This window comes from Halomonas sp. Ps84H-12, assembly GCF_024124725.1.
Taxonomy (GTDB): Bacteria; Pseudomonadota; Gammaproteobacteria; order Pseudomonadales; family Halomonadaceae; genus Vreelandella; species Vreelandella aquamarina.
The window spans coordinates 53,246-79,150 of sequence record NZ_JAMXSJ010000016.1 but is presented as its reverse complement, the minus strand read 5'-3'; the positions used below and the strand labels follow the sequence as shown (position 1 = coordinate 79,150).

22 protein-coding genes and 4 tRNA genes are annotated in these 25,905 nt (G+C 58.2%); 14 read left to right on the top strand and 12 right to left on the bottom strand.

Annotated elements, in window-relative coordinates; translation table 11 throughout:
• Positions 1-138: 138 nt before the first annotated feature.
• On the bottom strand, positions 139-1,398 hold the full coding sequence (locus NH344_RS09740; RefSeq protein ID WP_044628249.1) for a M20/M25/M40 family metallo-hydrolase: 1,260 nt from the start codon (positions 1,396-1,398) through the stop codon (positions 139-141).
• 191 nt (positions 1,399-1,589) lie between these two features.
• Here NH344_RS09740 and NH344_RS09735 point away from each other — a divergent pair, with 191 nt between their 5' ends.
• Positions 1,590-2,816, top strand: a complete 1,227-nt coding sequence (locus NH344_RS09735) for a YbfB/YjiJ family MFS transporter (RefSeq protein WP_044628248.1) — start codon at positions 1,590-1,592, stop codon at positions 2,814-2,816.
• A 63-nt stretch (positions 2,817-2,879) separates the two neighbouring features.
• The gene (locus NH344_RS09730) at positions 2,880-4,343 is read left to right on the top strand and encodes a sodium-dependent transporter (RefSeq protein ID WP_253027847.1); all 1,464 of its coding nucleotides are present in this window, start codon (positions 2,880-2,882) and stop codon (positions 4,341-4,343) included.
• Here the strand turns inward: NH344_RS09730 and NH344_RS09725 are convergent.
• Together NH344_RS09725 and umuD are read right to left on the bottom strand one after the other, a co-directional pair.
• The gene (locus NH344_RS09725; protein WP_253027846.1) at positions 4,266-5,651 is read right to left on the bottom strand and encodes a Y-family DNA polymerase; all 1,386 of its coding nucleotides are present in this window, start codon (positions 5,649-5,651) and stop codon (positions 4,266-4,268) included. The genes NH344_RS09730 and NH344_RS09725 overlap by 78 nt on opposite strands.
• Entirely contained in the window at positions 5,648-6,106 is a 459-nt protein-coding gene (gene umuD / locus NH344_RS09720; RefSeq protein ID WP_253027845.1) for a translesion error-prone DNA polymerase V autoproteolytic subunit, read from the bottom strand. The genes NH344_RS09725 and umuD overlap by 4 nt, the downstream gene beginning before the upstream one ends.
• Positions 6,107-6,455: 349 nt before the next feature.
• On the opposite strand from umuD, the gene NH344_RS09715 reads away from it, so the two are divergent.
• A complete protein-coding gene (locus NH344_RS09715) occupies positions 6,456-7,346 on the top strand; it encodes an alpha/beta hydrolase (RefSeq protein WP_253027844.1) in 891 nt (296 codons plus the stop codon).
• A 61-nt stretch (positions 7,347-7,407) separates the two neighbouring features.
• Positions 7,408-8,424: a patatin-like phospholipase family protein gene (locus tag NH344_RS09710; protein ID WP_253027843.1), complete on the top strand. Its 1,017-nt coding sequence runs from the start codon at positions 7,408-7,410 to the stop codon at positions 8,422-8,424.
• A 10-nt stretch (positions 8,425-8,434) separates the two neighbouring features.
• On the opposite strand, the gene NH344_RS09705 is transcribed toward NH344_RS09710, so the two are convergent.
• Positions 8,435-8,998, bottom strand: coding sequence for a Smr/MutS family protein (locus NH344_RS09705; protein WP_058577560.1), 564 nt, complete (start codon positions 8,996-8,998; stop codon positions 8,435-8,437).
• Between the two features lie 148 nt (positions 8,999-9,146).
• On the opposite strand from NH344_RS09705, the gene prmB reads away from it, so the two are divergent.
• The 5 genes from prmB (at position 9,147) to phaC (ending at position 14,211) form a co-directional block, all read left to right on the top strand.
• The gene (prmB, locus tag NH344_RS09700) at positions 9,147-10,106 is read left to right on the top strand and encodes a 50S ribosomal protein L3 N(5)-glutamine methyltransferase (RefSeq protein WP_253027842.1); all 960 of its coding nucleotides are present in this window, start codon (positions 9,147-9,149) and stop codon (positions 10,104-10,106) included.
• 13 nt (positions 10,107-10,119) lie between these two features.
• Positions 10,120-11,211, top strand: a complete 1,092-nt coding sequence (aroC, locus tag NH344_RS09695) for a chorismate synthase (protein WP_044628241.1) — start codon at positions 10,120-10,122, stop codon at positions 11,209-11,211.
• 60 nt (positions 11,212-11,271) lie between these two features.
• Entirely contained in the window at positions 11,272-11,649 is a 378-nt protein-coding gene (locus tag NH344_RS09690) for a hypothetical protein (RefSeq protein WP_083024091.1), read from the top strand.
• 195 nt (positions 11,650-11,844) lie between these two features.
• The gene (locus tag NH344_RS09685) at positions 11,845-12,255 is read left to right on the top strand and encodes a phasin family protein (RefSeq protein WP_044628239.1); all 411 of its coding nucleotides are present in this window, start codon (positions 11,845-11,847) and stop codon (positions 12,253-12,255) included.
• A 105-nt stretch (positions 12,256-12,360) separates the two neighbouring features.
• A complete protein-coding gene (gene phaC / locus NH344_RS09680; RefSeq protein ID WP_253027841.1) occupies positions 12,361-14,211 on the top strand; it encodes a class I poly(R)-hydroxyalkanoic acid synthase in 1,851 nt (616 codons plus the stop codon).
• Positions 14,212-14,311: 100 nt separating this feature from the next.
• On the opposite strand, the gene lnt is transcribed toward phaC, so the two are convergent.
• The 5 genes from lnt to miaB form a co-directional block, all read right to left on the bottom strand.
• A complete protein-coding gene (gene lnt / locus NH344_RS09675) occupies positions 14,312-15,769 on the bottom strand; it encodes an apolipoprotein N-acyltransferase (protein ID WP_058577563.1) in 1,458 nt (485 codons plus the stop codon).
• A 48-nt stretch (positions 15,770-15,817) separates the two neighbouring features.
• A complete protein-coding gene (locus NH344_RS09670) occupies positions 15,818-16,702 on the bottom strand; it encodes a transporter associated domain-containing protein (protein ID WP_058577564.1) in 885 nt (294 codons plus the stop codon).
• A 167-nt stretch (positions 16,703-16,869) separates the two neighbouring features.
• On the bottom strand, positions 16,870-17,331 hold the full coding sequence (ybeY, locus tag NH344_RS09665) for an rRNA maturation RNase YbeY (protein WP_058577565.1): 462 nt from the start codon (positions 17,329-17,331) through the stop codon (positions 16,870-16,872).
• A gap of 2 nt (positions 17,332-17,333) precedes the next feature.
• On the bottom strand, positions 17,334-18,419 hold the full coding sequence (locus NH344_RS09660) for a PhoH family protein (protein WP_044628234.1): 1,086 nt from the start codon (positions 18,417-18,419) through the stop codon (positions 17,334-17,336).
• Between the two features lie 86 nt (positions 18,420-18,505).
• Positions 18,506-19,849 (bottom strand): tRNA (N6-isopentenyl adenosine(37)-C2)-methylthiotransferase MiaB, encoded by a 1,344-nt coding sequence (gene miaB, locus NH344_RS09655; protein WP_044628233.1) that lies wholly within the window; start codon positions 19,847-19,849, stop codon positions 18,506-18,508.
• 189 nt (positions 19,850-20,038) lie between these two features.
• Between miaB and NH344_RS09650 the strand changes: the two genes are divergently transcribed.
• The 4 genes from NH344_RS09650 (at position 20,039) to NH344_RS09635 (ending at position 20,909) form a co-directional block, all read left to right on the top strand.
• Positions 20,039-20,114 (top strand) — tRNA-Asn (locus tag NH344_RS09650).
• Between the two features lie 88 nt (positions 20,115-20,202).
• Positions 20,203-20,278, top strand: a tRNA-Asn gene (locus tag NH344_RS09645).
• Between the two features lie 31 nt (positions 20,279-20,309).
• Positions 20,310-20,385: transfer RNA gene (locus NH344_RS09640), tRNA-Asn, on the top strand.
• Positions 20,386-20,528: 143 nt separating this feature from the next.
• A complete protein-coding gene (locus tag NH344_RS09635) occupies positions 20,529-20,909 on the top strand; it encodes a metalloregulator ArsR/SmtB family transcription factor (RefSeq protein WP_170968105.1) in 381 nt (126 codons plus the stop codon).
• An 82-nt stretch (positions 20,910-20,991) separates the two neighbouring features.
• On the opposite strand, the gene NH344_RS09630 is transcribed toward NH344_RS09635, so the two are convergent.
• Positions 20,992-23,097: a carboxy terminal-processing peptidase gene (locus NH344_RS09630; RefSeq protein WP_253027840.1), complete on the bottom strand. Its 2,106-nt coding sequence runs from the start codon at positions 23,095-23,097 to the stop codon at positions 20,992-20,994.
• Between the two features lie 139 nt (positions 23,098-23,236).
• Here NH344_RS09630 and NH344_RS09625 point away from each other — a divergent pair, with 139 nt between their 5' ends.
• Positions 23,237-24,541, top strand: a complete 1,305-nt coding sequence (locus NH344_RS09625) for a M18 family aminopeptidase (RefSeq protein ID WP_253027839.1) — start codon at positions 23,237-23,239, stop codon at positions 24,539-24,541.
• An 81-nt stretch (positions 24,542-24,622) separates the two neighbouring features.
• On the opposite strand, the gene NH344_RS09620 is transcribed toward NH344_RS09625, so the two are convergent.
• Positions 24,623-24,699: transfer RNA gene (locus NH344_RS09620), tRNA-Met, on the bottom strand.
• 64 nt (positions 24,700-24,763) lie between these two features.
• The gene (gene ychF, locus NH344_RS09615) at positions 24,764-25,855 is read right to left on the bottom strand and encodes a redox-regulated ATPase YchF (protein ID WP_058577613.1); all 1,092 of its coding nucleotides are present in this window, start codon (positions 25,853-25,855) and stop codon (positions 24,764-24,766) included.
• Positions 25,856-25,905: the final 50 nt, after the last annotated feature.

Genomic DNA, 25,905 nt, shown 5'->3' with positions numbered 1-25,905 from the left:
TCAGAGCACACAGGCGAGCGAATTCAGCGGAACGAAGCTCAGCCCGATAATGGGGGACAGGAACCGCCGTGGTACGGATCCGTTTGCCCGGTGGTGTGAGAGGACGGGGGAGGCGACTCCCCCTCCTACTCGATCCGTTTAAGCGGAGGCTTCTTCGTCGCTTTCGGGCTTGGCGCTGCCTTGGTGGGCAAGTGGGCTGGCTTGGTCTAAACGGGGGTGGTTATCCAAGAACTCCCGTTTGAGATCCGGCATGGCATCCAGCGCTTGAATGGTGTGGTGCAGCGCATGAATAGCGGCCAGCACGTCCTGAGCATTGCCGGTTTCCGAAATGGTGTGCATGTTGCGGATGGGGAAGCCCATGGAGGTGGCCGCGCTGTCGATGGAGGCCAGCACGCCCGCCATGCCGTCGGTGCCGGTATCTACACCCACAATGTCTCGCTGCATGGGGATGTCCTGCGTTTTCGCGGCGCTGGCGATGATGCGGTTGAGCTGCTCGCTGGCAATAGAACCCACCGACAGCGTAAAGCCTTTGCCCATCTCCAGCGACTGCATGCGCTTGTCGCCAATGCCAGGGGCGGCGACGTAGTCGTGATTTACATCCACGCCAATCAGCGCATCGGGCTTGAGTTCACCGGCCAGCACGCGGCTGCCGAAGCGGCCAATCTCTTCGTAGCTGGCAATGGCAAACATCACCCGCACTTTTTCGGTACCGCCTGCTTCGGCGATCAAGCGTGCGACTTCCGCCGTCACAAAGCATCCCAGGCCGTTATCCAGATACGCGCCGTAGAAGGTGTTCGGGCTAAAGCCAGGGCGAATGGGGCGGTTGAAGATAATCGAATCGCCCGGCCGCACGCCCAGGTTCAGCACCTGCTGCTTCTTGTTTTCGCCGTGAATCTGCAGGTCGAGATAGATCTGCTCTTTCTTAATGCCTTTGCTGCCATCGCGCTGGGCGGGGTCAGAAAAGTGGATAGCACCCAGCGCTTCCACCGTGCCGCCTTTAATGCTGCGGTAGCTGCCGGGGGCTTCCGGGTCTTCGCTGAACAGCGTGACTTCATGGCCGATCAATACGCCGGGCAGGAAGGAGTCGGTGTTGATCCAAATCTTGCCATCTTCACCAATCGAGCGAACCTGCATGCGGATTTTGTCCGCATGGCCGATGATCATCAGCTTGAACATATCATCGCGGCCTGGGTGGGTATCCAGCACCACGCCCGCATTGCCTTTAAACTGGTGCAAATGCCAGTCGCTGGGAGCGAAGCTCTCGAAGTAGGGCTTCAGCACGCCGTAGGTCATCGCGCCTTCCAGGCCAACAGGGCTGGGGGCCGCCAAAATATCGCGCATCAGTTTGAACTGCGCGTCGGGCATCGGTTGCGTCCAGGGTTTTGCAGTATCGCTCATCGTGCTTACTCGCTTATGACGGTGGTGAAACGTGAGAGTTAGTCTGCCAGATTCCGAGCACTAATGCGCTGCTTCCACATGCCACGTTTAGCCGATAGTACGGCGCTGGTTTCCGCGTATGATGGAAGATAGCTGGCTATCCATTGAAGCCACACTACCACAACAAAAATAGTGACGACGAGGGAGTGTCCATGCCTACTGCAAGCGTTCAGGCCCAGCGCTTTAAAGTGCTGTTGGCGGGGGTATTTAGCCAAATTTTATGTATCGGCATTGCGCGGTTTGCCTATACGCCGCTACTGCCGGTGATGCAGCAACAGAGCTGGGTTAGCGACGCCGATGGCGGCTGGCTAGCGGCGTTGAACTACGCAGGCTATATGCTAGGAGCGGTGCTGGCGGCCTCTATTCGCACGATTTATCTCAAAGACACGCTGTTTCGCATTGGCTTAGTGCTGGCCGTATTAACCACCGCCGGTATGGCGCTGACCGAACACTTTTGGGTATGGGCGGGGCTGCGCTTTTTGGCGGGGCTTTCCAGCAGTGGCTCGATGCTGTTGGCGTCAGGGCTGATTTTGCACTGGCTGATTCAGCACCGTCAGCGGGGCGAGCTGGGCATCCACTTTGCAGGTGTCGGCATTGGCATTGTGGTAGCGGCCTTAGCGGTAGAGCTGATGCTGGCGCTGGCAATGAACTGGCAAGCGCAGTGGTGGGGCTTTAGCGCGTTGGGGGCGGTGCTGCTGGTGCCTGCCTGGTGCTGGTTACCGCGCCCGGTAAAACCGGTGGTAGGCAGCGCTGCCAGTCATCAAGCACCTGCAACGCCGCCTAGCCGCACCTTTATGCGTCTTATGCTGCCCGCCTACTTTTGTGCGGGCTATGGCTATGTGATCAGCGCAACGTTTTTAGTCGCGATTGTGGAGCGCGAACCGCTGCTGGCTGGAGCTGGAAACTGGGCCTTTGCGCTGGTGGGGTTGGCCGCAGCACCCGCCGTGATGCTGTGGGATTTAATCGCGCGGCGGATCGGTTACTTAGGCGCGCTGATTGTGGCCATGCTGGTACAGGTAGTAGGCATTGTGCTGCCTGCGATCAGCCCAACGTTACCGGGCGTGTTGATTAGCGCAGTGCTCTACGGCGGCACGTTCCTGGGCTGCGTCAGTTTAGTGCTGACCATGGCGGGTAGGCTGTACCCTGCCAGCCCCGCCCGCTTGATGGGACAAATGACGTTGGCCTACGGCGCAGCGCAGATTGTGGCCCCTGCGCTCACCGGCATGCTCGCGGAAGCCTCTGGTCATTATTATGTGGGCCTATGGCTGGCTGGTGGCTTTGTGGGGGCCGGGGCGCTGCTGTTGGCGTGGTTGCGCAGAGTGGATCAAACCGCCCAGCGGCTAGATGCCGAGGCAAAAGCAAGCTATGCCACGCCGTGATACGTGGGCTTTCGCAGCAAAATCCACTAGGATAGGCGCTTTTTTCTGACAGGGTGGAAGGTCATGGCGTCTTCTGGGCAACCTCGCATTCAGTGGCTGGGCCGCTGGGGCTTTATGTTGGCAGCCACCGGTTCGGCGGTGGGGCTAGGCAATATTTGGAAATTCCCTTATATCACTGGGGAGTATGGCGGCGGTGCCTTCGTACTGGTCTATTTAGCGTGCATCTTAGCGGTGGGCGTACCGGTAATGATGACCGAAATTGCGTTTGGTCGCCGGGGGCGTGGTAGCCCCATTGATGCTATTCGCCGTGTAGTGAATGAGTCTGGCCGCTCCTCTATGTGGTCGCTGATTGGCTGGATGGCCATGCTGTGTGGCTTTATGGTGCTATCGTTTTACGTCGTGGTGGCCGGCTGGTCCTTCTCCTATTTATGGAAAATGCTCACCGGCGGCTTGGCGGGCACCAGTGTGGACGAGATGGCGGCCGTGTTTGGTGCCAATAACGCTAACCCGATCACGCTGGGTGGCTGGAGTACCCTGGTCACGCTGCTGACCATGATCATTGTCGGTAAAGGCGTTCAGGAAGGCATCGAGAAAAGTGTTAGCTGGATGATGCCGGGGCTGGTGCTCATGCTGGTGTTGCTGATTGGATTCGGCATGTTTTCCGGCGGTTTCGGCGACGCGGTTGATTTCCTGTTCTCGTTTAAGGCGGGCAGCCTCTCTAGTGAAGGGATGTTGGCGGCCTTGGGCCACGCTTTCTTTACGCTCTCATTGGCGTCGGGTGCCATCCTGACTTACGGCAGCTATCTGCCTAAAGATGCCTCCATTGGCCGCACGACGCTGAGCGTGGCTGTGGCGGATACCGTGGTAGCGCTGATGGCAGGGCTGGCGATTTTTCCAGTGATTTTTGCTAACGGCATGAACCCTGGCGAAGGCCCAGGGCTGATCTTTATGAGCCTACCGCTGGCGTTCCAAGCAATGCCCATGGGGACGCTCTTCGGCGTGCTGTTCTTCTTGATGCTCTCCATGGCCGCGCTCACGTCGTCGATCTCCATGGTGGAAGCGACGGTCTCGTGGCTGTGCGATAACAAAGGCATGAGCCGTAAATCCGCCTCGTGGGCCACCGGTATTGTGCTGTGGCTGATCAGCACGCTGGCGATGCTGTCGTTCAACCTGGGCGCTGATTGGACGCTGGCAGGCAAGAACTTCTTTGATTGGCTGGACTACCTCACCTCCCGTTGGATGATGCCGCTGGGTGGCCTGGGCATGGTACTACTGGCCGGTTTTGTGCTGAAAAGCGAAACCTTCCGCGACGAGCTGGGGCTGGCGCCGCTGCCCTATACGCTGTGGCTGGCCATGGTGCGCTACGTGAGTCCGCTGGGTATTTTGGTGATTTTTGTCGATGCCCTTGGCCTGTACCAAGTCTCTTTTGCTGCCCACTGGCCGGTGCTGCTAGCGCTGCTGCTCCTGGTGGCAGTGGTGGGCGAAGCCATTAGCCCGCGCCTTCGCCAAGCGCTTTCCGCCCGCTAAGCGCTGCTGTTCACGCTTCACCCTGGCGGCGGCAATCGCGCCAGGGTGAGTGCCTGCCTCCATTAACTCATCCCAACAGGTGGTGTAGCGTCTTGAGCGGTGCTCACAGCGCAGCTGCCAAGGCGCGTCGGCGTCAGTCATCCCAAAGCGCAACGTGCCTTGCCCCATCTTCTGATTAATCTCGTCTACCGCCTTCATCAAGTGAGGGTGCGCCTTGGTGGTTGGCTGTAGCAGAGAGAGCTGATACTGCTGTGCATCCACCAAGTCCAGCAGCATCACGCCTGCCTTCATAAACTGAAAGCCAGGGCGATACATCTGGTCGAGCCCTTCGCGAACGGCTTCCAGAATGACGCGAGTATCGTCGGTGGGCGCTTCAAGCGGAATCATCGCGCTAGGCGACAGCTGGGGCTGGTCCTTGCGGTGGCGGTTGGTGTTTAAAAACAGCAGGACGGCGCGGGCAAGGCTGCCTTGCTGGCGCAACTTTTCGGCACTGCGCTGGGCGTGGCGGCGCAGCGCCGCGTGAAGCTCCTCTTTTACGCCGGTGGCTTTACCAAACGAGCGTGAGGTCATGATACGCTGGCGGGGTTGCTCAACGGCATTCAACTCTAGGCAGGGCGTACCGCGCAGCTCTAAGGCGGTGCGGGCTAGAACCACCGAGAAGCATTTGCGTAGCCGTTTGGGGTCGTGCTCCCGCAAATCCCAGGCGGTACGAATGCCGCTGACCGCTAGTCGTTCGGCAAGACGCCTGCCTACTCCCCACACATCGCTTACCGGCAGCTGTTTCAGCACTGCTTGGGTGGTAGCGCTTTCACCGTGGAGTAAACACACTCCTGCGTAGTGAGGCTGTTTTTTGGCTAGGTGATTGGCGAGCTTCGCCAGTGTATGCGTAGGGGCCAGCCCGATACACACCGGAAGCCCCAAATAGCGACGAATGCGGCGGCGCAGTGCTGTGCCCAGCGCTTGGCACTGGGTGTCACTGAGGCCATCCAGATAAATAAACATCTCATCAATCGAGTAGGGGGCCACTTCGGGGCACGTATCGCGCAGCAGCTGGGCAAGCCTCGCTGACATATCGCCGTACAGCTCGTAGTTAGAAGAGAGCAGGTGGATTACCCCGCGGCGGCGTAGCCCCTCTAACTGGTATGCGGGCGTGCCCATGGAGATCTCCATGGCTTTCATCTCTGCTGAGCGGGCAATCACGCAGCCGTCGTTATTCGACATCACACCAACGGGTTTGCCTTCCAACGTCGGATTGAACACCCGCTCACAGGAAACGTAAAAATTATTGGCATCCACCAGCCCGATCATGGCAGATACTCGTGAATCACCGCGCGCACCACGCCCCATAGCTGGCAGTCGGTACCTTCCAGGGGCAGCGGCGGATAGTGGGGGTGGGCCGAGCAGAGGTGCGGCGTGCCGCGATGCAGCGCATAGCGTTTGATCAGCACTTCTTCATCCAGCATGGCGACCAAAATATGCCCTAGGCGCGGCGTGACGCTGCGGTCGACGACCAGTAAATCACCGTCAAAGATGCCCCAACCCTCCATGCTGTCCCCTGTCGCGGAGAGGTAAAACGTTTGGGTAGGGTGCTTGATCAGCCGCGCATTGAGGTCGAGAGTGCGCGGCTCGTAATCTTGGGCAGGAGAGGGAAAGCCGCTAAAGCCTGCACGGCCTGTGAGCAGAGGAAAAGGCAGCGGCTGAGAAGTTAACGGCAAGGCTGTCGCAACCACGGTTGTTGCAAGATGGATGGGTTGAGACGGCATCGTCGGCATCCTCATGAATAAATAGTGTGTTTATGTACAGTATATTTAAACAGTATTTATTCATGGGGGAGAAATTGCAAGCACTGCCCTCAGCGGGCTAACCATAGCCCCACGACTAGGGCGCTCACGACAGTAATAAAGAACACAAGGTTGCGAACGCGGGTATCGCGGCGAGGTTTCATGGCAATCTCCATCAAAAAATGAACGGCGTCGTGGCCCATGGCCGCGTAAAAGCAGCACAAGCGCTGCGCCGAGCATGGTAACGTTTGCACCGCAATGTTTGCATCGTAATGTTCACATTTAGGCGCATCATCAGACGCGCCAGATTTTCGCAGTGAGACCCATTGTTATGAACGACGCTTCCCGAGTAGGCGCGGCGCCTCAGCCGCTTTCGTTGGCCGGTGGGCGGTTGGCGGCATTGAGCTGGGGGCAGTACGACGCACCCACCTGGCTGGCGCTGCATGGTTGGCTGGATAACGCCGCCAGCTTTACACGCTTGGCCCCACGCTTGGTGAGCGCGCTGGGCATTCGCATCGTGGCGATCGATTTTCGAGGCCACGGGCACTCCGCTCATGCCCCGACTGGCAGCGACTACGCGCTTTGGGACTACACCCACGATGTGCTGGATGCCATGGACACCCTAGGCCTCGAGCAGACCACGCTGCTGGCGCACTCCATGGGCGCGGCGGTCTCTTGCTTGGTCGCGGCCGCGCTGCCGGAAAAAGTAGCGCGACTGATTTTGCTGGACGGGTTGGGCGCGCTCAATACGTCGGCAGAAGAGACGGCCAGCCAACTGCGTAAAGGCATCATCGCTCACCGGCGCTCCTCGTCTCGCACACCGCGCTACCCCGACCTGGAAAGTGCCATTGCGGCCCGGGTGGCGGGCGGCGTCACGCCGTTGGATAGCATCACCGCCACGCCGCTGGTCGAGCGTAATACTCAAGCCACGGCCGATGGCAAAGTGCAAATGCGTACCGACAGCCGCCTGCTCAAGCCCTCTCTGGTGCGCTTTACACCGCCGCAAGTGCTAGCGGTACTGAGCGAGATTCGCGCACCGGTGCTATTGATAGAAGGAGAGCAGGGCATTTTGGGCGAGCGTGCCTGGGCAGCCCAGGCGCGGCAGGCGGTGCCGCAGCTCACTCGGCACGTGCTGGCTGGCGGCCACCATCTGCATTTGGAGCCGCAGGCCGTCGAGCGTGTGGCCGAGGTGATTTGCTTAGAAGGCTGCACGGCCAGTTAACGTCGCATCAAAAGAAAAGCGCGTGCGTATGAGACGCCATGCCACAAAGGAGGGGCAGAACGTGGTCAGCCAATTAACGGGGAGGACGCCGGGCGGTGGCAATAAAGTAGCGCTGGTGCTCGGTAGCGGCGGTGCTAGGGGCTATGCGCATATTGGCGTGATTGAAGCGCTGGAGGCGCGTGGTTTCGAGATTATTTCGATTGCCGGATGCTCCATGGGAGCGCTGATCGGCGGCATTTACGCCTCGGCCAAGCTGCCGGAGTACCGGGAGTGGGTGTGTAACCTTGATTACTTGGACGTGCTCAAGCTGGTCGATGTGACCTGGAGCCCCATGGGGGCGATGCGTGCCAACAAAGTGATGAGCAAGCTGGAGGAGCTAGTGGGCGACCGGCTGATTGAAGACCTGCCCATTCCAGTGACCACCGTGGCCACCGACCTCGTGCGCCAGCGGGAAGTATGGTTTCAAAACGGCCCGCTGCTACGCGCCATTCGCGCCTCGATTGCGGTGCCAGGAGTGATTACCCCCGTGCACATTGGCGAACAGGTACTGGTGGATGGCGGGTTACTCAACCCGCTGCCAATGATGCCAGTGTTGGCTGCCCATGAGGCGGATTTCGTGGTGGCGGTGAACGTCACCGCGCACAGCCCGCAGCCGGTCACGCTGGAGGAGCTGCTGCCACAAGAAGAGAGTAGCGACAGCCGCACCGCCCTGGAGCGGGACCGCGACGCCAATATTGGCGGCTGGATGGAGGAGGTGCGCGCGACCACGCGGCGGCTATGGGGTGGCCTAGGCGGCAGCAGTGAAGAGAGCGACGACGATGAAACAGTAGACCTGCGCGGCAAGCGCGAGTGGGGCAAGCTGGATATGATTCTGGAATCGTTTGATATTACCCAGGCAGCGCTGGCGAAATATAAGGTAGCCGGCTACCCACCGGACGTGCTGATCGAAATTCCTAAAACGGTATGCAGCACCTACGAGTTTCACCGGGCGAAGGAGCTCATCCGCTTAGGCCGCCACTTGGCCGATGAAGCCTTGGAGCGGCGCATGCCTAGCATTGCCTCTGACGCTACTAAATAAACAACATGAATTACTGCCCGCGTTTGCGCAGCAAAATATACATCGCCCCGGTGCCGCCATCGATATCCGTGGCAGAGCAGAACGCCAGCACGCCGGGCCACTCGCGCAGCCACGCATTGGTATGGCTTTTCAGTACCGGGAAATCAGAGGTGGTGCCCCAGGCTTTGCCATGCACCACCAGCACACAGCGCAGCCCTTGGCCTGCGGCATCGCGAAGAAAGCTCTCTAGCTCTAACCGCGCCTCTTCCAGGGTATAGCCGTGAAGGTCTAGCCCTGCCTGCCAGGCCAATTGGCCGCGCTTCAACTGGCTAAACGTGCGCCAGGGCAGGTCGGGCACGCTGAACTCTAAATACTCTGATGGCCGTACGGCTTCCACCCGACCATCAGACGTGCGCCCGCTGGTTTGCAGTGTATTGCTCTCTACCGCCGCTCGGCGGCGCGCTTCGCTGGCGTCTGACTGGCGTTTGGGCTTACCGGGGTCGGCTTGGTTGGTGGCAATACGGCGTACGCCTGCCGCCTGCAGCGCTTGGCGAAAGGCACTGATATCGTCATCGTTGGGCAGGTGTCGCGTCATGGTCGGCTCGAATCAACTAAAGTGGTGAAAAAAGGGGCGGTAGATAAAAAACGCTAAGGCGAGACAGTATAGCGAGCTTGGCGCTGCTGTGAACCGGGCAGCGTCAAAGGTACAATCCCCCAACGAACTTTTGACGCCAGGAGCCCTTGTGACCACGCACCTCTCTGATGAGTCCTCCCCCTCAACGCTATCACTGCCTGATACGGCGCTGATAAGCGATCTTTACACACTGCGGGACTATTTGCGCTGGGTATCCAGCGAATTCTATCTGGCGGGGTTGCACTATGGGCACGGCACGCAGTCACCCTGGGATGAGGCGGTCGCGCTCTGCTTAGGCGCGCTGCACCTGCCTTGGAACGTCGATCCCGCCGTGTTGGATGCGCGGCTGCTGCCAGTTGAGCGCGAGCGGATTATTCGCTTAGCCCGGGAGCGTGTCACCACGCGCCGCCCGTTGCCTTATCTACTGGGAGAGGCCTTCTTTGCAGGCTACCCGTTTAACGTGGATGAGCGCGTGCTGATTCCCCGCTCGCCGATTGCCGAGCTGATCGAAGATGGCTTTGCGGCTTGGTTTCCAGAAGAACCACCCGCCCGCGTGCTGGATTTATGCACCGGCTCCGGCTGCATTGGCATCGCCACGGCGCTGGTGCTGCCGACCTGCGAAGTGGCCCTGGCGGATATCAGCCAGGATGCCTTGGCCGTGGCACGGCAGAATATTACCCGCCACGATGTCGGCGACCGCGTGCGCGCCGTGGAATCGGACGTGTTCAACGGCCTGGAAGGGCAGCGCTTTGACCTGATCGTTTCCAACCCGCCCTATGTGGATGAGCGCGACTTAGCCACGATGCCCGCCGAATTTCGCCATGAGCCAGCCCTGGCGCTGGGCGCGGGCAGCGACGGTCTTGATATCGTGCGGCGTATTCTGCGCGAGGCCCGCGAGCACCTAACTTCAGAGGGCTGGCTGATTGTTGAAGTTGGCAACTCTGACCGCCATGTGGAGGCTGCCTTCCCCGAGGTGCCCTTTATCTGGCTTGAATTCGAGCGTGGCGGCCAGGGCGTGTTTGCCCTGAACGCCGCTGAACTCGACGCCCATGCGGCGTCTTTTGCGTGAGGAATTAACGCCCATGTCTGGCAATACGTTTGGCAAACTGTTTACCGTCACCACTTTTGGCGAAAGCCACGGCCCCGCATTAGGGGCCATTGTGGATGGTTGCCCTCCTGGCATTGCGATTAGCGAAGAGGACCTGCAGGGCGATTTAGACCGTCGCCGCCCCGGCAGCTCGCGCCATACCACCCAGCGCAAAGAGCCGGATCAGGTGCGCATTCTTTCCGGCGTGTTTGAAGGCAAAACCACCGGTACCTCGATTGGCTTATTGATTGAGAATACCGACCAGCGCTCGAAAGATTACTCCAAGATCAAAGACCAGTTCCGTCCTGCCCACGCGGACTACACCTACCACCACAAGTATGGCCACCGGGACTACCGGGGTGGCGGCCGTTCCAGCGCCCGCGAAACCGCCATGCGCGTGGCGGCGGGTGCCATTGCCAAAAAGGTGCTGGCGGCACAGGGCATTCAAATTCGCGGCTATATGAGCCAGCTTGGCCCGATCAAGATCGACTTCAAAACCTGGGAAGCCGTCGACCAGAACGCCTTCTTCTGCCCCGACCCCGATAAAGTAGCCGAGCTGGAAAGCTACATGGATCAACTGCGACGGGACCAAGACTCCGTGGGCGCGGAAATTACCGTAATTGCCGATGGCGTACCCGTGGGCCTGGGCGAGCCAGTCTTCGACCGTCTGGATGCTGACCTAGCGCACGGTTTGATGAGCATTAATGCGGTAAAAGGGATCGAGATTGGCGCGGGCTTTGGCTGTATTGCTCAGCGCGGCAGCGAACACCGCGACGAGATGACACCGGAAGGCTTTCTCTCCAACCACGCGGGCGGCGTGCTGGGTGGTATTTCCAGCGGGCAGCCCATTGTGGCTCGGTTGGCACTGAAACCTACCTCCAGCATTACCACGCCGGGCCGCTCCATTGATGTCCATGGTGAACCAGTCGAAGTGATTACCAAAGGGCGTCACGACCCTTGTGTGGGCATTCGAGCGACGCCCATTGCCGAAGCCATGATGGCGATTACGCTGTTGGATCATTGGCTGCGCCACCGGGGCCAAAACGCTGATGTTAGCGTTGATACACCGCGATTAGGTCAGCGATAACGCCAAGGTGTGCTGAGTGGTTCGCTGCTACACTCAAGGAAGACGGTTAAGGAGTCGCCTATGAAAATTAACGTTGAGTTTGACCTGACGCCGGATGAGTTTCGGCAGTCGCTAGGGTTGCCGGATGTAGAGGCGTTCCAGCAGAGCCTGCTGGATAATATTCAGCGGCAGATGGAATCAGGGGTAGAAGGTTATGACCCCATGAGCTTAATGCGCCCTTTCCTGCAGCAACCCATGATGCAGCAGGGGCTTTCACAGGGGCTGGCTAACTTTGGCACCTATCAGCAAATGATGCTGGATATGCTGCGTCAGGCCGGTAGTGCCCATACGGGTGGTGCCAGTAACGGCACCCAAGATAGCGAACCATCGTCAGCGGCAAACGAGAAAAGTACCAAGGCGAAAGCCACGGCCTCTTCTCGCTCTCGCGCCAAAGAGTAGGCGATAAAGGCGCTATCAAATACGTGGCACTGTGAGGCTGAGTCAGAGGCGGCTGTAGGGTATGCAGAGGGGCCGCAGGAAGCTCCTTGTTGCAAAGCAGCATGCTAAGCATTACTCTTTTTGCAGTGCAGCAATTTGCGATGTGATGAGCCACTCCAGGCTCATGCCAAGGAATGAGAGACAGGAGCAACCACAATGCAAGACAAAATGATGGACGCCTTTAACGCCCAAACTCGCCAGATGTTTGAGCCGATGCGCAAGATGAACTCGCTGATGCTCAATAACATGGAAAAAATGACCCAGTACCAGCTGGAAGCGATGAAACGCTACAGCCAGATGGGCACCGAGCGCATCCGCAGCGCGACAGAAATTAATGATGCCGAGAGCCTGCGCGATTTCGGTACCAAGCAAGCGGAAATGATGAACGAGCTTTCTCAGCAGATGCAGGAAGACGCACGGGTGATGAGCGAGATGAGCTTGCAGTTCAAATCTGAAATGGAAAAGCTGTTTAGCGAAGCCGGACAAAAAATGAGCGAACAAGTGAGCGCTACAGCCAAGGGTGAACAGCCCGCGAAGGCCTCAAGCCAGTCGTCTCGTAAAAGCTAATCGTCAGTAGTGTCCGCGGCGCCTTTGAGGCGCCGCGTTCTTTTACAGCGTTCTTAAGCGTGTTGCCAGGGCAACCATTGCTCAGTTGGTGAGGGGGAAAGTCGTATGCAGTCAGGGTGGAAAATGCCGTCTCAACCGTTGTCCCAGCAAGATATGGAGGCATGGAAGGCACAGCTTGACGACATAAGTGAACAGTACAAAGGTCTGCTAGAGGACCTGCTGTCACGTATGGCGCCCAGCGAAGCCGCTGACTCCGTTTATAGCGACATGCGCGAAAGCTTTGAAGCCGCTGCTCGTTCGCTGATGAGTAACCCGAATTTGCTGTGGCAAACCCAGTCGCGCTTGATGCAAGACCAGTGGTTGCTGTGGCAGCAGGGTGTACGCACCATGGCCGGTGAGCAGGTGGCCCCCCTAGTAACGCCGCCCAAGAACGACCGCCGTTTTAAAGATGAGGCCTGGACCACAGACCCCTACTACATGGCGATCATGCAGCAGTATTTGCTGTTTTCGCAGATGGTCGAAGAGCTGATTAACGATCTGGATGTAGACCCTACCCTCAAGCGCAACTTAACGTTCTACGCGCGCCAGTTGGTGAATGCGATGTCGCCTACCAACTTCGTCTCCACCAACCCGGAAGTGATGCGCCGCACCCTGGAAACCAAGGGGCAGAATCTCGTCGATGGCCTCACTCGGCTGCGGGAAGATTTAGCCAACTCAGCGGAAGGCATCAACGTACGCATGACCGACCGCAGCGCCTTTGGCGTGGGCGAGAACATTGCCGTAACGCCTGGCTCTGTGGTGTATGAAAACGAGCTGATTCAGCTGATTCAGTACACGCCAACCACCGAAAACACCTTTAAAACGCCGCTGCTGATTGTGCCGCCCTGGATCAATAAGTACTACATCCTAGACCTGCGGCAAGATAACTCGCTGGTGAAGTGGTTGGTGGATCAAGGCCACACGGTATTTCTGATCTCCTGGCGTAACCCTGGCCCCGAGCAGCGCGACATTACCTGGGCCGACTATATGCAGATGGGCCCCATCAGTGCGATGGAAGCGATTGAGCAGGCCTGCGGCGAGAAGTCAGTCAACCTGCTGAGCTACTGCGTAGGCGGCACGCTGACCGCCTCCACCGTGGCGTATCTCACCAGCACTCGCCGTGGCCGTAAGGTGAAGTCGGTCACTTACATGGCCACGCTGCAGGACTTCCGCGATCCGGGCGATATCGGCGTGTTCCTAAACGAGCGCGTGGTGCAGGGTATTGAGCAAACCATGCAAATGAAGGGCTACCTGGATGGCCGCTCCATGGCCTACACCTTCAACCTGCTGCGGGAAAATGATCTGTTCTGGTCGTTCTATATCAATAACTACCTGAAGGGCGAGACTCCCGCCGCCTTCGATTTGCTCTACTGGAATACTGATGGCACCAACCTGACGGCAGGCACCCACGCTTGGTACCTGCGCCATATGTATCTGGAAAACCGCTTGGTAGAGCCCGGTGGTATCGAGCTAGACGGGGTCAAAATCGACCTGCGCAAAGTCTCAACACCCAGCTACTTTGTCTCCACCAAAGAAGACCATATCGCCAAGTGGAACAGTACCTACTACGGTGCACTGCTACCCAAAGGCCCGGTAACCTTCGTGCTGGGCGGCTCTGGGCATATTGCCGGTATCGTGAACCCGCCCCATAAAAACAAGTACGGCTACTGGACCAACGACACGCTGCCCGAGACCCATGAGGAGTGGATGGAAGGCGCCACGTTTAACGAAGGCTCCTGGTGGCCCCATTGGCAAGCGTGGATGACCGACAACGGCTACGTGGATACAGACCCGAAGAAAATGGTACCTGCCCGCCAGCCAGGGGAAGGGGAGCTAACAGTGATCGAACCCGCGCCGGGCCGCTATGTGCGGATGACGATTCCCGAGGTGCTAGGGGAAATCCCCAGCAGCACTTAATCCGGCGCTTAGCAGACGGCTTTTTAAGAAGCCGCCTAAAACGAAGCCCCCTGCCACGAATGTGGCAGGGGGCTTTTTCATGGCCGAGGTGCTGTTGACATCAACGCCGACGCACAAACCCCGGCAGCAGGAACAGCCCGGCGAGTAGCCAGATGGGCAGGCTGCCCATGCGGGTAAACGGGGTGAGCCCTTCCATGGCGTAGAACTCGCCCGTGAGGTAGGTGGTTTCAAACTGTGGGGCGCGGTCTACCAGCTCGCCACGGGGGGTAATAATGGCGGTGATGCCGTTGCTGGTAGCGCGAACTACATAGCGGCCATTTTCCAGCGCACGCAGGCGGGCCATTTGCAGGTGCTGGTGCGGGCCAATGGAGGCACCAAACCAAGTGTCGTTGGAAACCGTCACGATCACGCCGCTATCGGCGGCCCGCTGTGCGACGAGCTGTGGGTAGATGATTTCGTAGCAAATGGCGTTACCGATCGCCACTCCTGCTGCTTGCATCGGCACCTGCTCCGATGCGCCTTTGCTAAAGCTGGACATCGGCAGGTCAAAGAAGTCGATGGTCCCGCGCAGCAGGCTCTCTAGCGGCAGGTACTCCCCAAACGGCACCAGGTGCTCTTTCTGGTAGCTGCCTTCCACGTCGCCTACGCCAATCACGCTGTTAAAGTAGCGGTTATTCTCATCTAGCTGAACGATGCCGGTCAACAGGGCGGCTTCTGGCGGCAGGTTGGCCTGCACGCGCTCAAGCACTGGCCGTGCTTGGCTATCAGTCATGGGTAGCGCGGTTTCAGGCCATAAGATCAGATCCGCTTCATCCGCCACTTCGCGGGTTAAGTCGCTGTAAATATTCGCAGCGGTGCGCTGGCCTTCAGGCGTCCATTTTAACAGCTGGGGCAGGTTGCCCTGCAGCAGCGCGACGCGAGTGGGTTCTCTTACCGGCGTTGTCCACTGGCTTGGCAGTACGAAAGGAGCTAGCCAGATAGCGGCCAGCGGTAGCGCTGCCCACCACTGGCGGCGCAGCAGTTCCGCCCCTAACGTGCCGGTAAGCACCACCAGCAGCGAGAGTAAGTACACACCTCCAACGGGTGCCCAACTGGCCAGCGGAGAATCCACGTAGCTGGACCCCACCAACAGCCAGGGAAAGCCGGTGAACAAGTAAGTGCGCAGCACCTCGCCCAGCACCCACGCACCAGCAAAGGTGAGCAGCGCCCAGCGGGGGCCGATGAAGCGGCGGTAGAGCCAGAACGTGCCCGCAAAGAAGAGCGCCAGCACGCTCACAAACAGCGCGGTTAAAAAGACCGCGAGCGGCACACCGGTGTAGCCGTAGTCGTGAATCGATACGTAAACCCATGAGGTGCCGCTAGCAAACAGCGCCACGCCATACAGCCAGCCTTTTAACGCGGCTTGGCCAGGGCTTAAGGTATGCAGCCCGACATACAGCAGGCCAATGGCCACAGGGCCAAGCCACCAAAGCTCAAACGGGGAAGCGGTAAGCGTGGTAAAGCCGCCAGCCACTAAGGCGGCTAGCAGCTGAAACGTCAACGTGGGTGTGAACCCCATAACGATATCCTATCAACAGTGTGAGGTAGGCAAGGTGAGGGCGACAGGCTAGTCGTCTTGGCTTTCGTCTTCCGTAGGTTCGCTATCGCGATAGGCCTCAAGTAGACGTATCCGGCGGTTATCGGCGTTCAGAATCACAAACCGCCAGCCGCCTAAGCTGGTGTGCTCGCCTCGGCCTGGCAGATGACCAAACTGCTGCATCACAAGGCCGCCCACCGTATCGAATTCGTCATCAGAGAATTCGGTGCCAAAGCGCTCGTTGAAATCTTCAATCGGGGTGAGGGCGCGAATCGCGAAGTGGCCGTTCTCCAGCGTGCGGATATCGTCCTCTTCATCAGTATCGTGCTCATCTTCGATATCCCCGACAATCTGCTCAAGAATATCTTCAATGGTGATGATGCCCGCTGTGCCGCCATACTCATCCACCACGATCGCCATATGGTTATGGGTTTCGCGGAACTCTTTGAGCAGCGTGTTCAAACGCTTTGACTCAGGAATAAACATGGCAGGGCGCAGCACGTCTTCCAGCTTGAACGCATCGCGGCTCTCTTGCGATTGCGACAGTAGCGGCAGCAGGTCTTTGACCAGCAGGATGCCTTTTACGTCGTCCAGGTTTTCGCCCACCACCGGGTAGCGTGAATGGCCGGTCTCTTGGATCAACGGTAGGTAGTCATCCCACGTTTGGTCGAGGGTAATCGCCGATACCTGAGAGCGTGGGATCAAGATTTCACGCACTTGCTGATCGCTGATCTCAAGCGCGCCCTCAATAATCATGATGGCGTCTTGATCCAGCTTCAGTTTCCCTGCGGTGTGGCGTAAAAACGTCATCAGCTCGTCTCGCGAGCTGGGTTCGTCATTGTCTCCGGAAAGGGCGCTAAAGAGTTTCTCGAGCCATGATTTTTGATTAGGGTTGCTCGATCGGTCTTCGCTCATTGCGTCAAATCTCTCTCAGTTACGGACAGAATGTTACGGAAAAGGTAGTTCGGAAAATATTGTACGGAGAAGCGGTCACGAATGGGTGACCACGCTTCAAGTGACCGTTTTATCACTGAGTGACAGCAGACACCACCCTAAACGTACGTTTGGCTCAAGGTAGCAGCTTACACGTGATAAGGATCAGGAATATTAAGGGTGGCCAGCAGCTCGCGTTCTAGCTGCTCCATCTCTTCGGCTTCCTGCTCTTCGATATGGTCGTACCCCATCAGGTGCAGGGTGCCGTGTACGACCATGTGGGCATAGTGGTGGGCCAGCGGCTTCTGCTGCTCTTCGGCTTCACGTGCGACTACGGCATGGCAAATAATCAGGTCGCCCAGCAGCGGCAGGGTAATGCCGGGTGGGTTTTCAAACGGGAAAGAGAGCACGTTGGTGGGCTTATCTTTTTCCCGGTAGTCGCGGTTAAGCGCCTGGCTCTCTTCTTCATCCACAAAACGAATGGTGAGCTCTAGGCGGTCATCATTCGGGTGGCGAGAAAAGACACAGCCCACCCAATGGGTGAGCTGTTCAAGCGAGGGTAGCAGTGGCTCATCAATCGCCGCTTGCCGGTCGATTATGATGTCGCTCATCGTTAGGCTTCTCCCGAACGTTCGCTATTGCGCTCTAACGCCTGCATACGCGCTTCACGCTCTTGCTGGCGTGCTTCACGGCGGGCGCGCTCTTGCACTTCCTGCTCGGATTCAAACTCGTCGTAGGCTTCGATGATGCGCTGAACCAGCGGGTGGCGCACCACATCTTTCGCGGCAAAGTGGGTCACGCCGATTCCTGGCGTATCTTTGAGCACGTCGAGCACTTGCGAGAGGCCTGAACGCTGCCCGCGCGGTAAGTCGACCTGGGTAATATCCCCGGTAATCACGGCGGTGGAACCAAAACCAATCCGCGTCAGGAACATTTTCATCTGCTCCGGCGTGGTGTTCTGGCTCTCATCCAGAATGATGTAGGAGTTGTTCAGCGTACGGCCACGCATATAGGCCAGCGGAGCAATCTCGATCACCTGACGCTCGATCAGCTTCGCCACCTGCTCAAAACCGATCATTTCATACAGAGCGTCGTACAGCGGGCGCAGGTAGGGGTCGATTTTTTGAGCAAGGTCGCCCGGCAAGAAGCCGAGTTTCTCACCGGCTTCTACCGCTGGGCGCACCAGCAGAATGCGGCGCACTTCTTGCTGATTGAGCGCTTCTACCGCAGCGGCCACGGCCAGGTAGGTTTTACCGGTACCCGCTGGCCCAATGCCGAAGTTGATATCGTGCTCGCGAATGCTCTGCACGTAGCGTTGCTGATTCAGCCCGCGTGGCTTAATCATAGTGCGCGGCGTGCGCATGATGACTTCATCGCTACCGCCTTCGCCATCGTCTTCCTCTTCCAGGGCTTCAAGCCCGGATTCTTGGAGGAACAGATGCACGGTATCCGCCGATAGCTCGTCGGCGGCGGTTTCACGGTAAAGGTGTTCCAGCACGTTAGCCGCCGCTTTAATACGGTTAGCGGCACCGGCCAGCTGAAATACGTTGCCACGGTTGCGTAACGTCACATCCAGGCGGCTCTCAATCAGCTTTAGATGCTCGTCCTGTTGGCCGCAGAGGCTAGCGAGACGCTGCGGGTCATTGGGTTCAAGGCTTAGGGTGATAATGCGATTGGCCTGAGGTGATGGCTGGCTCAAGAGTAAGAAACCCGTCAGTTGATGTGTGTGAGACTCAGCTTACTGCCCCGGCGGTGCCGGGGCAATTACCTACGATAAGCAAGCGATCAATAACGCTCGGCAGAGGCGAGTTCAGCGCGCAGCGAATTGGGCAGCGCTTCGGTGATCTCTACATCGACAAAGTAGCCGATTAACTCGGTAGGATTGGCAGCGCGGAAGTTCACCACGCGGTTGTTCTCGGTACGCCCAGAAAGCTGGCCGGGGTCTTTCGGAGAAAACCCGGTCACCAGAATGCGCTGAGTAGTGCCCACCATACGGCGGCTAATCTGAGCGGCCTGCTGAAGGATGCGCTCTTGCAGAATAGCCAAGCGCTGCTTCTTCACGCTTTCAGGGGTGTCGTCTGGCAAGCCGGAAGCAGGGGTGCCGGGGCGCGCCGAGTAAACAAAGCTGAACGAGTGATCGAAACCGATACGGTGGATCAGGTTCATCGTGGCTTCGAAATCCTCTTCTGTTTCACCGGGGAAGCCGACAATAAAGTCAGAGGAGAAACTGATATCCGGGCGGTTAGCGCGGATACGTTCCATCTTCTCGATGTACTCTTCCGCCGTGTGGCCGCGCTTCATGGCGCTCAGAATACGGTCAGAGCCAGACTGTACCGGCAGGTGCAGGTGGCTTACCAGCTCAGGAATATCCGCATAGGCGTCTACCAAGCTATCCGTAAACTCCACCGGGTGAGAGGTGGTGAAGCGAATACGGTCGATGCCATCCACCGCTGCGATGCAGGCGATTAGCTCGGCAAGGTCAATCTCGTCGCCGTCTTCGTTGTCGCCTCGGTAGGCGTTCACGTTCTGGCCCAGCAGGTTGATTTCACGCACGCCCTGGTCGGCTAAGTGCATGACTTCATCCATCACCGCTTCAAACGGGCGGGAGACTTCTTCACCGCGAGTGTAGGGCACCACGCAGAAGGTGCAGTACTTAGAGCAGCCTTCCATGATCGACACAAACGCTGTGGCACCATCAGATTTGGGTTGCGGCAGGTGGTCGAACTTCTCGATTTCCGGGAAAGTGACGTCCACCGCCGCAATTTGATTATTGGCACGGGCGTCGAGCATCTTTGGCACCCGGTGCAGGGTTTGCGGGCCAAAAATCATATCTACGAAAGGAGCGCGTTTACGCAGCGCTTCACCTTCTTGGCTGGCCACGCAGCCGCCCACGCCAATCACAAGGTCCGGATTGGCGTCTTTGAGCTTTTTCCAGCGGCCTAACTGGTGGTAGACCTTATCCTGAGCTTTTTCACGAATCGAGCAGGTGTTCAGCAGAATCACATCTGCTTCCTTCTCGTTATCGGTTAGCTCCAGCTGGTGAGATTCGCCGAGTAGGTCCGCCATACGCGAGGAGTCGTACTCGTTCATTTGGCAGCCGTGCGTTTTGATGAAGAGCTTCTTCGCCATCGGTACCTGTCATCTATGGGTCGTCGGGGGAGACGAGGGATGAATGAAATAACGGTTGGGCAGCGATTGGTGCGGCCGTTGAATGCCTGCATTATACGGATACACGAAACCAGGGGCTAGGCATTCCCCCGTAATCGATACTTGACCCGAGCGTTTCAATCAGTATACTACGCACCGTGTTTGAGCAGTTCCTCGATAGCTCAGTTGGTAGAGCAAATGACTGTTAATCATTGGGTCGCAGGTTCGAGTCCTGCTCGAGGAGCCAAAACACTTGTTAGCACAATTGCTTAGACTGCTTTAAGTAAGTGTTAATAAGTGATAGGCTCTGGTTCAAACGCAACAGCAAATGATGTTCCTCGATAGCTCAGTTGGTAGAGCAAATGACTGTTAATCATTGGGTCGCAGGTTCGAGTCCTGCTCGAGGAGCCAAGCTGCTGTTCTGCTAAAGATTTTCTGTTGTTCCCCGATAGCTCAGTTGGTAGAGCAAATGACTGTTAATCATTGGGTCGCAGGTTCGAGTCCTGCTCGGGGAGCCATCTAGCGTAACACCTTCCCCGTTTGGATGATTCTATCGCCCGCTGCCATATGGCATCTTGGGTGTTTTTACGTGTGTATTTGTTAGCTGTCCGTCCCTTCTTAACGCCTGCCTATCGTATGACGTACACTATGTTTCCAATTCATGGCGTGGGAAGGTGTCGTGGGAGAAGCGGCTAGCCTGCAGGCGCTGCAGGTCTTTAAGTGTTTGAGTGATGAAACGCGGCTGATGCTGGTGCTGCTGATTGCTAAAGAGCAGTCGCTGTGCGTGTGTGAGATGACCTATGCGCTGGAGGAGTCTCAGCCCAAGGTGTCTCGCCATTTGGCGCAGCTGCGCCAGTGCGGCCTGCTGATGGATCAGCGGGAAGGGCAGTGGGTCTATTACCGTTTAGCGCCGCAGCTACCTGCCTGGGCGCAGTCGATTATTGAATCCGCTGCGCAGGGGAGTGCGGTGCAGCTTAACGCGCTGACGCAGCGTTTGACGCGTATGGGAGATCGCCCTGCGCGGCGTGCCGCGCTCTGCTAGCGGTTATGATTTAGTCAGCACACACAAAAACGCCAGCCCGAGGGCTGGCGTCTTCGTACTTAGGGTAGCTCAAGCCGTTTACTTAACGCTTGGCCATGCGCTGTTGGTTTTGCAGGTGTACATAGTCAAGCAGCACTTCGGCGGCCTCGAGCACGTGCGCACGGTCGACCGGCACTTCTTCTTCGTTGCCTTCCGTTTCGCCTTCGCTTTCTACTTCAGCGTCTTCTGTCGGGGTGGTGCCGTCGCTACGTGCATCCATCCACTCTTCCAGTTCAGGCAGCCCCAGGGCGCGGCGGCGCTGGTTTTCCAGCGAGAGCTGTTCGGCTTCTTGGGCTTCTAGCTCGCGTTGGCGCTGCTCGCGGTTCAGGCTGACGCTGGTGTGCTGTTCACGCAGCTGGCGAGCCAGCGTGGATTGGCGCTCCAGGTAGCGGAAGTTGGGGTTCTCTTTGGCGCGCTCTTCATGGCGAGTAATCAGCGTCGGCAGTACACGTTCCGGCTCGCCGTAGCGGCGGTACCGAACGTTCTGTACGGTGTCCCAGGCCAGGGCGTTGTCCAGGCTGCTCTCGCCAATCCGCTCTGGGTCAATCAGGCTGGGGAAGGTGATGTCGGGCTCGACGCCGCGATTCTGGGTGCTGTCGCCAGAGATACGGTAGAACTTGGCGCGGGTTAGCTTGATCTGGCCGTGGCTAAGCTCATTCAGGGTTTGAACGGTGCCTTTGCCGAAGGTCGATGCGCCCACCACAATGCCACGACCATAATCCTGAATGGCACCGGCGAAGATTTCCGACGCCGAGGCCGAGAGGCGGTTCACCAGCACGGTCAGCGGGCCGTCGTATACGGTGCCTGCTTCGGCATCGCCATACAGCTGAATGCGGCCTTGGGCGTCGCGTACTTGCACGGTGGGGCCACGGTCGATAAACAGGCCGATCAGCGAGTTAGCTTCCTGGAGCGCACCGCCGCCGTTATTACGCAGATCTAGTACGATACCTTCAACGCCCTCTTTTTTCAGTTTTTCGATTTCGCGGGCTACATCGCGGGTGGTGCTGCGATACTCCTCTTCACCGGCCTGCCACGCATCAAAATCAACGTAGAACGTGGGAACGTTAATCACGCCAATGCGGTGAGGAGCGCCGTCGCGTTTAACTTCAATCACTTCGCTGTCAGCTGCCTGATCTTCCAAGCTCACCGTGTCGCGGGTGATTTCGACGATTTGCGAGCGGGTCATATCCACCGCCTGGGCCGGCACCACGTCCAGGCGCACCACGGAGCCTTTCGGGCCGCGAATCAGGTCAACCACGTTATCCAAGCGCATACCCACCACGTTGACCATTTCACCCTCTTCCTGGCCAACGGCGATAATGCGGTCGGCGGGCTCTAGCACGCCTGCGCGCTCTGCTGGGCCGCCGGGAACCAAGCTGGAAACCTTGACGTACTCACCATCCGCTTGCAGCAGCGCACCGATGCCTTCCAGCGAGAGGCTCATCTGGATATCGAAGGACTCGCCCTGGCGGGGGGAGAGGTAGCCGGTGTGGGGGTCGATGGTGCCCGAGACGGCCGCCATCAGCAGACCGAAGACATCTTCCGACTCCGCTTGGCGTAAGCGCGAGAGTTGGCCTTCATAACGTTGGCGCAGGTTGTCTTCGATCTGCTCTGCGTCTTGGTCGGTGAGGGCGAGGGTCAGGGCGTCGTTTTTCAGCCGTTTGCGCCATAGCTCATCCAGCTCGCTTTCGCGGCTGGCCCAGGGAGCGTCTTCGCGGTTGACTTCCAAGCGTTCGTTGCTATCGAACTCCAACGATAAACCGTCGTCCAATTCGGCAAGCAGCCATTCCAAGCGGTTGGTTTGCCGCTCGCTGAGACGGTTGTAAAGCGCAAACGCATCGTCTAGGTCGCCGTCGAACAGCGCGTCGGCCATGTCGTCTTCGAGGTGGCGGTAGGGTTCGATGTCACGGTTCAGTAAGTAGCTGCGCTGACCATCAAGAATGTCCAGATAGCGCTGGAAAGCTTCCTGTGACCACTGTTCGTCGAAATCAATATCGGCATAATGGCCATAGCGGAGGGCTTCCGCAATTTCCACCGCCGCTTGGCGTTGTTCGTCGGTCGGCGCAAGTTGCGCCAGCGCTGCCGGGCTGGTGATCACCAGCATCACGGCAAGGGCGACCGAGCGCGAAAGCGTTGCAAACAAGCTCATCAGTCAAGCTCTCCCGGATTTGTGTACACTCATTCTTCCCTAGACCCGCAGTCAGCCTATGAGTTGCGTAGGCCGAGGGGAGCATTGTAGCAGGTCATTTCCCCTGTGAGACTCAATCATTACTGTTATGAGGAATTCCATGTCCGAGGCTTTCAACGCGGAACGTTTAACGCGGCTGTGCGGTTTTTTGCAGCAGTCGCCCACGCCATGGCATGCCACCCAGAGCATGGCTGAGCGTTTGGAGCAGGCGGGCTTTACGCGCCTGGAAGAGACCGCGAACTGGCAGTTGGTGCCGGGAAAGCGCTACTACGTGACGCGTAACGATTCGTCGGTGATCGCTTTTCAGCTGCCCGCTGGTAAGTTAACCAGCCTGCGCATGCTGGGTGCTCATACCGATAGCCCAGGGCTACGCTTGAAGCCCAACGCCACCCAATATTCAGCAGGTTGGCTGCAGTTGGGCGTGCAGGTTTACGGCGGCGTGCTGTTGGCCCCCTGGTTTGACCGCGATTTGGGCTTGGCGGGCCGCGTTCACGTGCGCCATGCCGATGGCCGCTTGGAGAGCGTGCTGCTCAACGTGGCGCGTCCGATTGCGATGATTCCGAGCTTGGCGATCCATATGGACCGCGATGTAAATGCGGGGCGCTCGATCAATCCGCAAACACAGATGGCGCCGGTGCTGATGCAGAGCGATACCGCCAAGCTGCACGAACTGCTGGGGCAGTGGTTGGAAGAGCAGCATGGCCTACGCGCGGTCGAGGTGGTGGATTTCGAGTTGGGTTTTTACGACGTTCAGCCGCCATCACTGGTCGGGCTGCGCAAGGAGCTGCTGGCCAGTGCGCGGCTGGATAACCTGCTGTCGTGCTTCGTGGGCCTGGAAGCGCTGCTGGAAAGCGATGGTAGCCAGGGCGCACTGCTGGTGGCGAATGACCATGAGGAGGTGGGCAGTGCCAGCGCGTGCGGTGCCCAGGGGCCGTTCTTGAGCGACGTGCTGAAACGCTTGAATGCCCAGGTGGGCGGTGGCAGCGAGGAGTCGTTGATCCAGCTGATTCAATCGTCGCTGATGATCTCCTGTGATAACGCCCACGCGCTGCACCCGAACTTCCGTGATAAGCACGATGAGCGCCATGGCCCGGCCATTAACGGCGGCCCGGTGATCAAGGTCAATGCTAGCCAGCGCTACGCGACCAATAGCGTCACCGGCGCGCTGTTCCGGGATGTGTGCCGTGAGGCGGATGTGCCGGTGCAGTCGTTCGTCACGCGGGCAGATATGGGCTGTGGTAGTACCATCGGGCCGATTACCGCCACAGAAGTAGGCGTGCCGACCATCGACGTCGGGTTGCCCCAGTGGGCGATGCACTCGATTCGTGAAACGTCCGGTACGCGAGATGTGGATTACCTGACGCGGGCGCTGACGGTGTTCCTGAACCGCCCGACGCTCTCCTGAGCTAACCAAGAAAAGTCTAGAAACGAAAAAGCCCGCTGACTGAGTCAGCGGGCTTCTGCTATTGCTAGCGGTATTCGGTGTTGGTGGCTACGCCCTGATTTGAACAGGGGACCCCATCATTATGAGTGATGTGCTCTAACCAGCTGAGCTACGTAGCCGTTCAACGGGTGCGAATATTACCCAGAGGTATGCCGCCCGTCAAGCATTTGTTTCTTTTCTCGCTTATACATTGAAGCGGAAGTGGATCACGTCACCATCTTTGACGATGTAGTCTTTACCTTCCAAGCGCCATTTGCCGTTATCTTTGGCACCTTGCTCGCCGCCCAGCGTGATGTAGTCGTCATAGGCGATGACTTCAGCGCGGATAAAGCCTTTTTGGAAATCGGTGTGAATCACACCGGCGGCCTCGGGTGCGCTAGCGCCCTGTTTCACGGTCCAGGCGCGCACCTCTTTCACACCGGCGGTGAAGTAGGTTTGCAGGCCCAGCAGGGCGTAGCCCGCGCGAATTACGCGGTCTAAGCCCGGCTCTTCCATGCCCATTTCGGAGAGGAACATGCTGCGCTCTTCATCTTCGAGTTCGGCAATTTCGGCTTCTAACTGGTTGCACACCGGTACGACGACTGCACCTTCTTCGGCGGCGATCTCTTTGACGATATCCAGGTAGGGGTTGTTCTCAAAGCCATCTTCATTGACGTTAGCAATGTACATAGTGGGCTTGAGGGTCAAAAAGCCAAAGCTTTTTACCTGACGTTTTTCGTCGTCATCCAGGCCAAAGCTGCGCAGCGGCTGGCCTTCGGCAAGATGCGGCAGGATTTTGTCCAGCACGGCTTTGGTGGCAATGGCGTCTTTATCACCGCCTTTCACTGAGCGCAGTAGGCGCTGGCTGGCTTTCTCGACGGTGTCTAGGTCGGCCAAGGCGAGCTCAAGATTGATGGTCTCGATGTCGGCGCGGGGATCTACTTGGTTGGCGACGTGGATCACGTTGTCGTTATCGAAGCAGCGCACCACGTGGGCAATGGCTTGGGTTTCACGAATGTTGGCCAGGAACTTATTGCCCAGGCCTTCACCTTTGGAGGCACCCGCCACGAGGCCTGCGATATCCACAAACTCCATGGTGGTGGGCAGCACTTTCTCAGGCTTTACGATGGCCGCTAGCGCATCCAGGCGTGGGTCTGGCATCGGGACGATGCCAACGTTGGGTTCGATGGTGCAGAACGGGAAGTTCTCTGCATCAATCCCTGACTTCGTCAACGCATTGAACAGCGTGGATTTGCCTACGTTGGGTAGGCCGACAATACCGCAGTTAAAGCCCATAAGTAACTTCCTGGCCGCTAGGGCGGCGCTACCAATAAAGCGCCTGCCAA